This is a genomic window from Nitrospira sp., assembly GCA_029194665.1.
Taxonomy (GTDB): Bacteria; Nitrospirota; Nitrospiria; order Nitrospirales; family Nitrospiraceae; genus Nitrospira_D.
The window spans coordinates 717236-730576 of the sequence record JARFXO010000002.1 but is presented as its reverse complement, the minus strand read 5'-3'; the positions used below and the strand labels follow the sequence as shown (position 1 = coordinate 730576).

The 13341-nt window shown below is 56.5% G+C and carries 16 protein-coding genes; 5 read left to right on the top strand and 11 right to left on the bottom strand.

Translation table 11 applies throughout. The features are described from left to right. Positions 1-189: 189 nt before the first annotated feature. Positions 190-480 carry a transposase gene (locus P0119_09060; protein MDF0666209.1) on the bottom strand — a complete coding sequence of 97 codons (291 nt, stop codon included), beginning with the start codon at positions 478-480 and terminating at the stop codon, positions 190-192. Between the two features lie 110 nt (positions 481-590). Between P0119_09060 and P0119_09055 the strand changes: the two genes are divergently transcribed. Further along, positions 591-938, top strand: a complete 348-nt coding sequence (locus P0119_09055; protein MDF0666208.1) for a hypothetical protein — start codon at positions 591-593, stop codon at positions 936-938. Between the two features lie 233 nt (positions 939-1171). Here P0119_09055 and P0119_09050 read toward each other — a convergent pair whose 3' ends face one another. Further along, positions 1172-1537 carry a PilZ domain-containing protein gene (locus tag P0119_09050; GenBank protein ID MDF0666207.1) on the bottom strand — a complete coding sequence of 122 codons (366 nt, stop codon included), beginning with the start codon at positions 1535-1537 and terminating at the stop codon, positions 1172-1174. A gap of 147 nt (positions 1538-1684) precedes the next feature. Between P0119_09050 and P0119_09045 the strand changes: the two genes are divergently transcribed. After that, entirely contained in the window at positions 1685-2122 is a 438-nt protein-coding gene (locus P0119_09045; GenBank protein ID MDF0666206.1) for a DUF5069 domain-containing protein, read from the top strand. A gap of 11 nt (positions 2123-2133) precedes the next feature. Further along, the gene (locus tag P0119_09040; protein ID MDF0666205.1) at positions 2134-3234 is read left to right on the top strand and encodes a hypothetical protein; all 1101 of its coding nucleotides are present in this window, start codon (positions 2134-2136) and stop codon (positions 3232-3234) included. A 74-nt stretch (positions 3235-3308) separates the two neighbouring features. On the opposite strand, the gene P0119_09035 is transcribed toward P0119_09040, so the two are convergent. The 4 genes from P0119_09035 to P0119_09020 all read right to left on the bottom strand — a co-directional run bounded on the left by P0119_09035 (position 3309) and on the right by P0119_09020 (position 7118). Then, positions 3309-3740 carry a hypothetical protein gene (locus P0119_09035; protein ID MDF0666204.1) on the bottom strand — a complete coding sequence of 144 codons (432 nt, stop codon included), beginning with the start codon at positions 3738-3740 and terminating at the stop codon, positions 3309-3311. A gap of 199 nt (positions 3741-3939) precedes the next feature. After that, the gene (locus tag P0119_09030) at positions 3940-4656 is read right to left on the bottom strand and encodes a CHAP domain-containing protein (GenBank protein ID MDF0666203.1); all 717 of its coding nucleotides are present in this window, start codon (positions 4654-4656) and stop codon (positions 3940-3942) included. A 119-nt stretch (positions 4657-4775) separates the two neighbouring features. After that, positions 4776-6335, bottom strand: a complete 1560-nt coding sequence (locus P0119_09025; GenBank protein MDF0666202.1) for an AAA family ATPase — start codon at positions 6333-6335, stop codon at positions 4776-4778. 72 nt (positions 6336-6407) lie between these two features. After that, positions 6408-7118 (bottom strand): hypothetical protein, encoded by a 711-nt coding sequence (locus P0119_09020; protein ID MDF0666201.1) that lies wholly within the window; start codon positions 7116-7118, stop codon positions 6408-6410. Between the two features lie 239 nt (positions 7119-7357). On the opposite strand from P0119_09020, the gene P0119_09015 reads away from it, so the two are divergent. Continuing rightward, entirely contained in the window at positions 7358-7996 is a 639-nt protein-coding gene (locus tag P0119_09015; GenBank protein MDF0666200.1) for an MBL fold metallo-hydrolase, read from the top strand. A gap of 17 nt (positions 7997-8013) precedes the next feature. Continuing rightward, positions 8014-8520 (top strand): bifunctional nuclease family protein, encoded by a 507-nt coding sequence (locus P0119_09010; GenBank protein MDF0666199.1) that lies wholly within the window; start codon positions 8014-8016, stop codon positions 8518-8520. A 3-nt stretch (positions 8521-8523) separates the two neighbouring features. On the opposite strand, the gene P0119_09005 is transcribed toward P0119_09010, so the two are convergent. From P0119_09005 to P0119_08985, 5 genes are all read right to left on the bottom strand, one after another. Next, positions 8524-8832 (bottom strand): hypothetical protein, encoded by a 309-nt coding sequence (locus P0119_09005; GenBank protein ID MDF0666198.1) that lies wholly within the window; start codon positions 8830-8832, stop codon positions 8524-8526. A 151-nt stretch (positions 8833-8983) separates the two neighbouring features. Beyond that, positions 8984-9406 (bottom strand): hypothetical protein, encoded by a 423-nt coding sequence (locus P0119_09000; GenBank protein ID MDF0666197.1) that lies wholly within the window; start codon positions 9404-9406, stop codon positions 8984-8986. Between the two features lie 111 nt (positions 9407-9517). After that, positions 9518-10510 (bottom strand): tryptophan--tRNA ligase, encoded by a 993-nt coding sequence (gene trpS / locus P0119_08995; GenBank protein MDF0666196.1) that lies wholly within the window; start codon positions 10508-10510, stop codon positions 9518-9520. Next, entirely contained in the window at positions 10507-11247 is a 741-nt protein-coding gene (locus P0119_08990) for a site-2 protease family protein (protein ID MDF0666195.1), read from the bottom strand. The genes trpS and P0119_08990 overlap by 4 nt, the downstream gene beginning before the upstream one ends. 6 nt (positions 11248-11253) lie before the next feature. Further along, positions 11254-13179, bottom strand: a complete 1926-nt coding sequence (locus P0119_08985; protein ID MDF0666194.1) for a penicillin-binding protein activator — start codon at positions 13177-13179, stop codon at positions 11254-11256. Positions 13180-13341: the final 162 nt, after the last annotated feature.

Below are 13341 nucleotides of genomic sequence, written 5' to 3'. Positions count from 1 at the left end.
CTGAAATGGATCCCGCTCTTCATGACGCAACCGTCGAATCTCCGCCCACCGCTCTTGATCCACCATACATACCTCCCGAGTGTGGTCTACCTGGGACGGTATGATCGTTGTCTCCTTGCTATCGTCAAGTTCCATCACATCCCTCCTTCGGTGAGAGGGTGGGGAGAATTCATTGACCACATCTGGGGATTATTGCATGACCGCTGACAGCTTTTTTAGGATGTCCCGCTCCATCCGCGCTTCAGCGAGATCGCGCTTGAGCCGAGACACCTCGGCCTCCAGCTCCGTCACGGGCCGTCGGCTCTCGCCCAGCGTCGCGAGCTGGCCCTGCCGAGCTCGACACACCCAGCCCTCGAGCGTCCTGCCCGACATGCTCAGGCGTCTGGCGGCCTCCGGAATCGTCAACGGCTGTTCCAGGACCAGCCGCACTGCCTGCTCCCTGAATTCCTTTGTATACTGCTGTCGCGGCACCTGTTCCATCTCACACCTCCAGACCTCTCATTGTAGGTTGAAGGCGTCCACTTTTTCGAGCCTAGCACAGGGGCGGCTTCACCACGCAGGATCTGGCGCGCTGCCGGCTCATGGCACGGATGGTGGCGTTGATCTACAACTGGTGGACGTTGTTCGTGCAGCTCGCCCAGCCACACAAGCACTTCGAGGCGATCTCCAGCCGGCCGCTGTTGCTGCGTGGCGTCGCCACGCAAACTCACCACGCGGGACACACGCGCCTGACCATCACCAGCCTGCACGCGAAGCGCTCGGCCATCCAAGCTGTGCTGTCGAACTTGGCGGGCTTTCTGCGGACCCTCAAAGCGACTGCGGAGCAGTGGACCGATGCCGACCGCCTGCGTGCGATGCTCACCCGTGCATTCGCCACATTCATGCGTACGACAGCGGGTCCTCCGACCCTGTTGATCTCAAAAACTGCCCCGACATGACACGTTGACTGCCGTTTTTAGGTTGATGCACGGCATGCCCCCACATGGGTGAGGCACTCCCTTTAGTCCATCACGAGCTGGGAATAAATCAGGCCTTCCCTAGAACAGTCCGAACTGCCGTTACGGTCCCAATCTACGAAGCTCCCAAAAGTCTGCTCAGCCTTGCTGGATCGAGTTGCAAAAATGAGGTGAGATGGAGCTGGCGAACGACCGCGATAGGGGGGAGAGACGGCTTATGCGGCGACAGCTCTGAGTGTAAGGTCTTCATGCTCAGCGTGATTAGAAATGGCAGGGACGTCGGAACCTTCGACGAGATCCGCGATCCTGTCACGATCACCCTGTGCGTACCGAAGAAACTCAATGCCGAACTGGTTGGCTTTGTGCCAGCGCACAATTGAGACTTCCACAGCAAGAGCAGATTCTGTTTCAGGAACCTCGAAGTGCAGCGCGAGGTAGCTTCCAGGAGTCAGTGCCACGTTGCTTTGCATTCTGCAGCCTGTCGCGGAGAGATCGAAGAGTATGCCTTCTGCTGCGCTGTCATCGGTCTGCACGCTGGCTGGATATCGTACATGGATTCTGAGGCTGCACCGGAGCTGCATATCACCCTCACTGCTACTGATGTATCGGCCGTGACGAGAAAAACTTGACAGCCGGACCAGGTTGCCTTTCTTTCTTCAGCTACTCTAAACTTTAACGGTTCCCTACTTGTATCTTGCGTTGAATCTTCACATAGGGAGAACTAAACCGTGTCACAACCAACCTATCCTCGCAGTCCAAAAGTCTTACTCGGCGGCATTGCTCACCTCGGGCGTTTTATCGACAAGATTCGTCTGCGCCATGCCGGGCAGATTCAGGACTACAACTACGTCACGGTTGGGTTCGATAAATATCTGGTCGATTTCCTGGGCATCGATGCGAAGGCCTTTGAACAGCGCGTATTAGCCGGTGGGACGGACGAGGAACTGCTTGCTTGGGTGAAGGCCAACAGCAGCAAGCCGTCCGACCAGGAGATCGCGCAATGGTCGCAAGGGCTGCTTGTCTCTGGTCCAAAGGATGATGCGGCTCGTCAACGCTTTCAAGGCCGCCTTCAAGACATCGCCAACAAGCGTGGAGTCGCCGTCAGTTCCCTGCCGTCTGTTACGACCTGGGCCGATGTGATTGAACTGGATGAAGGGCGAATGTAAAGGCGCAAGGGATGACTCGGGCGGGCATCATCTGCCTCTTCCTTGCGCTGGTGCTTGGGCTCCCGCTGCTCGGCGTGCTGCTGGCTGGTGAGCCGATCGGCCGCTATCTCGAATTTCCTCCCCGCACGAGTTACATCCAACACGAACCGTTCTCCTGGCCGGTGTTCCTTGCTCTGACACTCCTGATCGCTCTGGCAGTTGGGCCGATTCTTCTCCGAATCGTGCTCGTAAACCTTCGCCCGTCATCCCCTCCAACTCAGCACTATCGCCCATCGTTTCCCTGGTGGGGTTGGCTCGGAGTCGGATGGACATGCCTCTGGTGGGTGCTGGCTTGGACCCGCTTCCCCTGGATGGCCGCTGTTCAGGAACATACCTTCACGCCGCTGTGGCTCGGCTACATCGTGACCGTGAACGCTGCCACATTCACCCGCACCGGCCGATCCATGATGCTCCACCGCCCTCGCTACTTCCTGTCGCTGTTTCCCCTAAGCGCCGCATTCTGGTGGATCTTCGAGTACCTGAATCGCTTCGTGCAGAACTGGTATTACGCCGGCGTCGCCGAACTGTCGTCGCTCGAATACTTCTTGCGAGCCACGCTCCCGTTCTCTACGGTGCTGCCGGCCGTCCTCAGCACGGCTGAGCTGCTGACCTCGTATTCTGGCGCCGGTGCGGGTATGGAACTCCGCAGACCGATACGCCCAAAGAATCTGAAGCCGACGAGCTGGTTGCTATTGATCCTGTCCTGTCTGGGACTCCTCGGGATCGGACTTTGGCCTGCCTATCTCTTTCCGTTCGTCTGGGTTGGACCACTCCTGATGATTGTCGCTATTCAGGCACTAGCCGAGAGACCGACAGTGCTGTCATCACTCGCGCAAGGCGATTGGCGAAACTTATGGGTGCCGGCGCTGGCAGCCCTGGTCTGTGGATTCTTTTGGGAACTCTGGAACTGGAAGAGTCTTGCTCGTTGGGAGTACGCCATTCCGTTCGTCCATCGATTCCAGCTGTTCGAGATGCCCTTGCTCGGCTACACGGGGTATCTCCCGTTCGGTCTCGAATGTGTGGCGGTCGCCGACCTCTGTTTGATTCACCGGTTTTCCGCGGGAGTGGAGTAGGAGCGATTGTCGACTATGAGTTGCCGGTCCTTGTGGGCCGCCACTCGTGGCACGTTGAAGAGCGAGCGTAGGTTCTACACCGATGGCAGCGTCAGCAGCTTCTTCATTTCGCAGTGCGCGAGGACGACGTCGGGAGCGCGCTGCAGAGCCTCATAGTAGCTCCGTTCATATCCGTCACCGAGTTCTGAGGGGCGAATCAGAGCCCGCACTTCGGTCAACAGTAGTGCCACATCGTCGACGAGCAGCTGGTCGTTCCCGTCGAGCAATTCGTCGATGCGGACCACCATATTGGAAAGCGGATGCAGCCAGGTGAACCACGGATCATTCATCACCAGCTGTAAGAGTTGGCCTGTGGAATCAACCCGTCCATAAATCCGCTCATACGTCACTTGTTCAGCAACAATCAGAGCTTTATGCAGTCCTAAGAGTCCATGCCGGACATCCGTGAGGGTTCGACGGAGCGGATTGGTTTCTCGAACATGTGTTTGTCTCGATGAGATAGCCATAGAAACAATATTACCAGGTCAAAGGAAGAATTGGGATTCAGCGCCCGTCCGCAATGTTAACGCCACGATATGTTTCTTATCGGACATCATGGGCTTGTTCTGTAGTGGCGGCAGAAATCTATTGTGATGTTGGATTTCTCTGTCAAATCCCAGGTGTTCCGGTCGAGTTGGACTGCCATGGGGATGACCGAAGCCAGCGTCATCGTTCATGTACGGCTGAGGATGGAGAGACGGAAGTTCGCTGTCGGCTCTGAGTCCAGGCAATTGAGTCGCCCGAGAAAATGCTTTTCCGATGGTCTAAAAGGTTTCCGTAGGAGGAAAACAGCTCACCGGTCAGGCGGGCCGCGTGGTCGGGGTCGGTAGCAAGTTTCCGCCGCATGTAGTCGTTGAGCACCAGGCCTTGGGCGGTCTTATGGATATGCGGATGGTCCAAGTTCATGTGATAACGCGCGATCGCCTTGCCGACGCGGCTGATGAAAACCACGGTGCCGTCTGGTTCCAGCCGTTCGACGACTCCCACATGGGTCAGAGGATCGTTCACCTTGCCGTCTCCGTTGAAATCCCACGTGTTGTCGAAAAATACAAGATCGCCTGGACTGACGTTCGATCCTCGATGAAGTGTTCCATGCTGGAGTACGTGGTTGTGGATGAGCCGGACGCCGTTTCCCTTCGGATCATTAAAACCTCCACGATACAAATCGATGCCGTGCTCCAAGAAGATAGCGCGGGTCACCCCGGCACAATCGTAGGCAATACGTTTGCCCTGGCTTGTGATGGTCCGTGCTCCGACGAGCCTTGCTGCGGAATCAACGATGGCCGATCGGCTGGGAAGAGCTGTTTGGAACGAAGTTGAAGGATCCACTATGGCCGCTGTCGCAGAAGACTGCGACAGCGCTGATGGTTCGCGAGACTCCATCTTATCCGCTGAGATTGATGGAGCAACAGTCTCCCTGTTCAGTTTCTGCGCCGGCTTGGTGCAGCCAACGAGACTCGCAATCGCAAGAGGAACTATGAGCAGGAAGAATGACATCGATGTTACCGCACGTTCACAAATCGGCCTTCGGCTGTCTGTCGGAGTGCACCGATGTCTTCACGCCGGGTGACGGAGAGCGGTACTGTGTGGGTTAATTCTTCGATGAGCAGATCGGTCGTCAGCAGGGTTTTTTGGTGCAGCGCTCGATAGAGGGCTGCTACCACTGCTTGTTCGATTTCCGACCCGCTGAAGCCGTCGCTCGCGCTGACGATCTTGCCGAGATCAAACTTCTGGCTGTCCTGCTTGCGCAGGCCGAGGTGAATCTTCCAGATGGCTTCTCGTTCTGCATCGTCCGGCAGATCGACGAAAAAAATCTCATCGAACCGCCCTTTGCGTAGGAGTTCGGGGGGCAGCGACGACAGATCGTTGGCCGTGGCGACCACAAAAACATCCTGCTGTTTTTCCTGGAGCCACGTGAGGAACGCGCCAAAGAGTCGCCGACTCAACCCCGCATCAGCCTCGCCGCTTCCTCCACCTGCGACCATCGCTTTCTCGATTTCATCGATCCAGAGGACGATCGGGGATAAGGATTCCGCCATCTCGATCGCCTTGCGAAAATTCCTTTCCGATTCGCCGACGAACTTATCGAATAACCGGCCGGCATCGAGTTTCAGGAGCGGGAGTTTCCATTCCCGCGCGATAGCCTTCGCCGCGAGCGATTTGCCGCAGCCAGGTACGCCGACCAACATGATCCCGCGAGGCGGAGTGAGATTGAGCGATTTGGCTTCGGCTGTAAATCCGACTTGGGCGCGCTCCAGCCAAGACTTCAGATTGGTGAAGCCTCCTAACTCAAATCGATTATCCTCCAAGGGATAGTATTCCAGAAGGCCGCCGTCCTTGATCGCCTGCACTTTGCGCTTCAAGATTGTTTGTACATCCTCGGCAGAGAGCGTCCCGTCCTCGACGAGGCATTCAGCCACAACCTGACGCGCTTGATGAAGCGTCAAGCCCTGGAGAGCACGGAGGATGGCGTCGGACTCCTTAGCCGAGAGGTCGTTCTCAGCTGTCTTGGTGTCGCTGATCGAAGTGAGCACGCTTTGCGCGAGAGTCGCGGACCGCGGACGAGTAGTCGTTCGAGGTCCCAACGATTGGAGCAAGCCGCGCAACATCGACCGTAGCTCGTCTCGATCCGGCAGTTTCAAATCGAGTCGCACCGCAATCTTGTCGAGGTCCAACGGCAGCGTGATCGGCTGACCGGTCAACAGGCAGGTGGCTCGTGATCGGCTGTAGATGGCTGCAACCTCCCGAAGTTGTCGGCAGACAGCGAGATCTTGCAGATGTGGCCCAAGATCCTTGAGCCAAAACACCGCTTCTACCGTCAGGCCATGAAGATGTTGAAGGACAGCCAAGGGGGTCGCGGTTATCCTACTGAGTGTCGAGCCTTCGGCTGAGCGGGTGAGCCCTCTGGTGACGGACCACTCGAAGAGCGGCATGCGTTCCTGTGCGGTCACCGACTGTAGTAAGGCCAGGACTCGCTCCTCCTCGACCGTTTCAATGACGACGAGAGGATGGGAAGAGCGGATCAAAGTGCGGAGATCGTGCACGCTGGTCGACAAAGTCATCGGAGGGAAATGCTAGCACGAGGCCTCAACCGGACCAAGAAAACGGGGGATTGTGATCGTTGTGTGACGAACTTATGTCTTGGCTGGATTGGCGAGCGCCTTGTTGATTTCGTTGATGAGGCGGTGCTCGATTTCGCTCATTTCTTCGCGGCTGACGCTTAAGATGCGGCCCCCCTGTGCGACCCGTTCGAATTCAGCTTTCACGCCGAGTTTCGTCAGATTGTCGGGAAGGGCTTGGAGGGAAACAAGGTACTGATTCCGCGAGCCCGTCACTTCGAGCGACGTCGGGTTGGAGATCTTACGCTCAGTGATATAAACCGCACGTTGATCGGTCTTGACGCTGATCTTCAACTGATACCCGTTGCGTGCCAATGCCTCTTCGACGACCTTGGCAACGGTCGGCATAGGCCGAGGGAGCGTGTCAGACTGTGCGCCTTTCTCCTCGACTTTGAGGGATTCCGTCATCTGTGTTGCCATCATTCGTTTGGTCTCGGCCAGCTGCAATTCCAGTTGCTCGGTCTGTTGTTTGGCTTCCGTCTTCGTGGCTTCTACGGTGCTCTTCGCATCCCGGAGTTCTTGATTGAGCAGATCGATCTGCTGCTGCATCACTTTATTCCCGTCCAATAACGAGCTCAGGAGGGATTCTTGCTTGGCGACTTGCTTCTTGAGGGCCTCGTTCTCGATGCGAACGGAATTATCGTCCGGAACGCAGCCGGCGGTAACCACCACCAGTACGGCCCAGATGCCGAGCGACCATGGATCAGCGAACGTTTCGTTGCGCACGCGATAGTCCTCCCAAGAAAGTGGTGGGATTATCTACGGTTCATCTCAACTTGTCCATGTAGTATTCGGACGTATCTTGCTTCATCTGTTCAGGTAGAGACTAGGGCCGGTATGATCGGGTCGTAAGAGACAGATTCCTTACCGCCGAGACATGACGAGGTGTGCTGGAACGGATGGTTCTGTCGAAGCTCGTCCCTAGCTTGCGCTTCTAGCTCGTTGAACGGTAGCATGCCAATATCATGACTGCCTTGATTCGGAAGACCTTTTCGGTTCCACCCCTCGGTTGCAACTGCTCGATCATCGGCGATCCTATCACGAAGCAGGCGGTCGTTATCGATCCGGGCGGCGCACCGGAGCGAATCCTCCAGGAAGTGGAGCGGCTGGGTTTCACCGTCAGCCGTATTCTTCATACGCATGCCCATCTCGATCACTTTCTGGCTTCCAGCGAGATCAAAAAAGCGACCGGCGCGGCGATTTGCTTGCACCAGGATGATCTCGAGCTTTGGGAAAACCTCGAACTCCAATGTCGGGTTTTTGGGGTCTCCTATGTGCCGGCCCTGCCTCCGGACCATTGGCTTGCCGATGACGAAAAGGTGATGTTGGGGCAGGTGCCGATCGTGGCGCTCCATACTCCGGGTCACACGCCTGGATCGATGAGCTTTCATGTGCCGAACGATAAACTTCTGTTGGCCGGAGACACGCTCTTCCGGGGAAGTATCGGCCGGACCGACTTGTGGGGCGGCGATTTCGAAGCCATTGAAGAGTCTATTCGCGAACGACTCTATACCCTCGACGAGGCGACGACCGTCGTGACCGGTCATGGAATGGACACCGAAATTGGTGTGGAAAAGGAATCGAATCAGTTTGTCCGGGTGTGACGGCATGGGGAGGGACCATGGCTTTATGCAAGGTGGTGACTCTCGTTGCGCTGCTCTGGTTGGTGCCGGTTTGTTCTGTCGTCCAGGGCGAAGAACCCTTCCGCTCTCATTCTGATCTCGTGAAAATTGCCGAGGTGACGGTCCGTATGTCGGACCATGGCCCCGTGGTGCTACTGCGGGCCGAAGGACGGACGATCCCGATTTTTGTCGACCTCACAGTGGCGCTATCGATTCAGAGTGCCTTGAGCGGGGAAAAGCTGCCTCGGCCCATGACGCACGACCTCATGCACACGATCTTGAACGCATACGGTGGAACGGTGACGCAGACGGTTATCACGCTAAAGGGCGGTACATACTATGGGGCATTGACGGTGAGATTCAAGGACCAGGTCAAGGTGTTTGACAGCCGTTCGTCAGATTCCATTGCACTGGCCGTGTATTTCAAGGCACCGATTCTTGTAGGGCGTGACTTGCTGGAATCAATCGGGGAAACCCCTGAAAAAGAGAAAGGCGCGGAACTGTAGCGGCTACTCCTTGGCCATGCGCTCGTTGAGTCGTTCGATCCGCTTTTCAGTCGATTGTTTGATGAAGGTCATGTTCTCGGCGAGATGTTGCTTGGCATCGATCTTCCCTTCATCGCGCCGTTTTTGTTGATCGAGCCCAAACTGGGCGATAACCGGCCCGTCTTCCTGGTTGAGGTCTTTCCAGATCTCGGTACAGCGTGATTGCTTGGCCGGTGGATACTTGTCGCAGGGCGGATCGGCGGCCAACAAAACCGATGATGTGATGACCAGGCAGAAGACCAGAGCTGACCAGTATTGCCAAGACTGAATCATACGTCTCCACCGGAATGCCCATCTGCCGGTCGCAACACCATACCACAAGTCAAGAAATCGCGCAGACTCACCGAACCTATGAAAAACACGCACAGACCTTTCTCAAACATTGAGGGAAGCAGAAATACAGGTGACCACTTAAGTGGACTGGTTACTGATAGGGAGGCAATTTGGTGGTCTTCTGTTCCAACGTCACGTAGACCTTGTCGTCGAAGGTGTAGTAGCCACCGTCGTCTTTGTCGGTGGCAATGCAGGCCGATGAGAAAATGATGGCACAACCGAAGATATCGCCAAGGATCCACCAGGACCAGGTTCTCGTCAGAGTCATGGTCTTTGGTTCATAACCATCTTTGGTGACAACGGCTTGGTGGTCTTCTTTTCGGTTGAGAGAGACCGTGCCTGGTGCCAGCAAGTGGACGCGGTCGTCGACCACGACCTGTGCATCGAGTGGTGTCGTGAAGATCGTGACGGACTGATGATCGCCATGCCACCAGGTCCCACAGCCGGGGAGCGAGACAAGTCCCACGAGCAGAGCGATGTTCCCCAGTCGTAATTGGCCGGTCCAGTGCGTCATAGCGGCCCCTCCTCGCTGATAGCTATCCTGCGGGGCATTTTTTCACCGACCAGGTCGTTCTTCTAGCGGATTCGCAAATCTTGCAGGTGGGGCACGGGAGGCGGAATTGGGTCAGATTTTCATGGCCTCGTTCACTTCATGTAGGGTTGCACCGGCGACCGCAGCCGCTCGTTTGCTGCCGGCCTCCACGATTTCTTCAACGCGAGCCGGATGTTGAGTCAGCTTCGTGCGGGCGTCCCAGATCGGTATCAACTGCTCCACCATGCGGTCCGCCACGAGTTTTTTGCAGTCGATACAGCCGATCGCGGCGGTTCGGCAGTCCTTATTGACCTGGTCCTGAATCGCCTGTGGAGAATAGATCTTATGGAATTCGTAGACGGGACAGAGATCGGGGTTGCCCGGATCGGTCCGTCTGACGCGTGCCGGATCGGTGACCATGGTTTTGAGTTTTTGCCTGACGACCGGCTCGGTGTCCGACAGGTTGATCGTATTATTGTAACTCTTGCTCATTTTTCTGCCGTCGGTACCGACCACCTTGGGAAACTTGGTCAGATGTTCCTTCGGCTCGGGGAATACGGCTGTTTTGTAAATGTCATTGAATCGCCTGGCGAGCTCTCTCGTCAGCTCGAGATGCGGCAGTTGATCCTTTCCCACCGGAACGAAATCGGGTTTGTATAAGAGGATGTCGGACGCCTGCAGGACTGGGTATCCGAGAAACCCGTAAGTCGTGAGATCTTTCTCTTTGATTTCTTCTTGTTTCTCCTTATAGGTCGGGTTGCGTTCGAGCCACGAGATGGGAGTCATCATCGCGAGCAGGAGGTGGAGGATGGCATGTTCAGGAATGCGAGATTGGATGAAGATGGTGGATCGTTCCGGATCGATGCCGCCGGCCAGCCAATCGATCAGCATCTCACGCACGAACGTACGAATGCGGCTGGTGTCGGCATAATTCGTCGACAACGCGTGCCAATCGGCGACGAAGAAGTAGCAGTCATACTGTTCTTGCAATGTCTTCCAGTTTTCTAAGGCACCGAGGTAGTTTCCGAGATGCATGAGGCCGCTGGGTTGCATGCCGCTGAGGACTCGTCTGCGTGCTGTGGTCATTCTGCTACTCCTGGGCGAAGGCTGAGTGCGGTCGACAAGATCGTACCGGACAGACCCCTGGCGAAGGTTCCGGTGATCGTATGGATAACGCCCAGTTCTTTGTCGAACACGATGAGCCCCACCAGGATGAGCATGCCATAAGGCTCCAACCGCGCTAAGGCCATTGCTGGTTTCGGCGGCAGCACCGCCGTCAGGATTCGTCCGCCGTCGAGCGGTGGGATCGGAAGCAGGTTGAACAGTGCAAGCAACACATTGATCATCACGGAATACAGCGCCATGATGGCGATCGGGCGCAGAAACATGGCCGCAAAAAAGTCTGACGAAGCATCCGCTTCTGCAGTCTTACGGAGCGACAACGTTGGTTCGAACGTGAGGAGCAATGCCAAGAGCAAGGCACTCGCGACGGCGAGCAGTAGATTCATCCCGGGTCCGGCAGCCGCCGTGAGCGCCATGTCACGTCGAGGCTGATGCATATTCCGAGGATCAATCGGAACCGGCTTGGCCCATCCAAACAGAAAGCTCCCGGGCAACATCAAACAGATCAGCGGTAAGATGACGGTGCCGAACGGGTCGATATGGGCCAGTGGATTAATGGTGAGTCGTCCTTCACGCTTTGCGGTCGAATCGCCGCATTTCTCCGCCATCCATCCATGCGCATATTCATGGAGCACCATCGCGAACAACAAGGGAAGCCCCATATACGAGATTGTGTGCAGGATCTGTGAGAGAGAATTCATGAGTGATCAATCCAATTGCACAAACTTACCTTGTTTCACCTGCAGAAGAAAGAGCGGTCGGTGCAGGGTGCCGTCTGGTCCGAAATCGGCAGGCCCGGCGAGTGTCGGCAAGTTGTGCTGGGTCATGAGGAAGTCGTGAAGCGCTTCGCCGGAGGTTGCCCCTTGGCGGATTCCTTCGATGACGACTCTGGCTGCATCATAGCCCTGCATGGTGAAGAGCGACGGGGCTGATTGAAAGCGCTTATGGTACCGCTGCACGAACTCCTGCACGGCAGGATTCGGGCTGTCGACAAAAAAACCATCCACGAATGTTGCGCCGTCGACTGTCCGATCGGCGGTGCGGGCAAAGTCCTGAGAGTTCCAACCGTTAGTGCCCAGCAGCGGGACTTTGATGTCATGAAACGCCAGCTGTGCGGCGAGGAGACCGATCTCGTGTGAACGACTGGGGATGAAGATCGCGTCAAACCCCGGAGTATAAAGAACACGCTTTTCGTTTCGGCCGAGTGGTTTGCCGGGCTGTCGCGGCACGTCGACCGGAACCGCCAGTCCATACTTTTTCAGATCCTCTGCCTTGAGCCGTTGGATCTGCGGGCCAAAATCTGTTTCTCCTTCCTTGAACATTTCGATGGAGATGATCTCACCGTCCAGCCGGCGCACCTCCTGTGCGAAGAGTCGGGCAAGTTCTCGCCCATAGAGCGTGTCGGGGTGGAGAATGCAGAACCGTCGATAGCCCTGTTCTTTCGCTGCATAAGTCGCGATACGCTCGGCCTGCATGGCATACGTCAACGCCGTGCTGAAAAGATAGCTGCCCAACCGGCGGACATTGGGAAGTGTGGCCGTTGGTGTAATCAGCGGGATCCTGGTCTTTTGCGCCATTTCGGCCATGACGGGAAGGTTTTTTGACAGCATCGGCCCGATGACGACGAGCGGACGGTCGTCATTGAGCAGCGCCGAGAGATCGTCCAAAAAGCCCTGCCGGTCGGCATCATGATCCTTCACGACCAACCCAATGGATGGAGTTCCTGGCTGCTCGCGAGCCCGTTCCACCGCCAACTGAATTCCCTCCAGGACGTCGTTGGCGAAGCTGGACAATTGTCCCGACAACGGAAGGATGGCCGCGATAAAATACTGATTTGCCTTCAACCTCGACTTGATGAGTTCCAGCGTTTCGCTAGCCTTCGGGGCGGAGGGATGAGCGGGAAACGCAGCGAGAAAATGTCGGGTCTCCCGTTCTGCCAAGTGGTCTTCGTTTCGCCCGATGTAGTAATCGATCAGTCGAAGAGACGCGAGGTCGCCGGGATATGAACGGGGATAAGCATCCCGCATCCGGGTCAACCCTTTTTTGTCCAACTTTTCCGTGATGAATTGGCGAATCTGCTCCCGTGTCTCCGCCATCTGTGCATCGGAGCTGCCGGCCATTCCCTCCAGCAAGGTATGGATGGCCCGGACATAATCCTTTTTTTGAGCGAAGGCCTCGGCCGTCAGCTGCTGTGCCTCACGTTTGGTTGCGTCGTCCTGTGTCGTTGTCCGTACTTGCGCCAGCAACGGCAAGGCGAGGTCGATATTCCCCATAGCGGCATGGGTGCGGGCCATCATGAGCTTGCCTCGGTCCACGAGGTCGGATTCGGGAAACTCTGTCTGAAGTTGGTTCAGGTAGCGGAGCGCCTCTCCATAGTCCTTCATTCCGTAGAGCGCGGCACCCAGCAGCAGGTAGGTATCATCGAGGTGTTCAGGCGGGGGAGTGGTCGTCAGGAATCGACGCAGGATCGTGACGGCTGATTCCGGATCGCCCTTCTCGATCAGGTGTTTGGCCTGGTTCAAGACCGGCGGATTCGGAGGAAGGACTTTCGCGGGTTCTGCCGCTTCTGCCTGCTCCGATTGAGTCGGCATGAGGCCGGCACCGAGCATCAGTGCAAGAGCGATGGCGACCATCAGCGGCGACCATGGGGAGATGGAGGAAGGGTTATGAGCGTGGGCGAGCATTACGTCCGGCCGGTGGTAGGCCGTAGGCAGACTACTATCGGAAAGGATGCAACCTGTCAAGGAGAACTATGCCGGTGTCATTGTACGGATAACGGGAGTTCGCTATAGTTC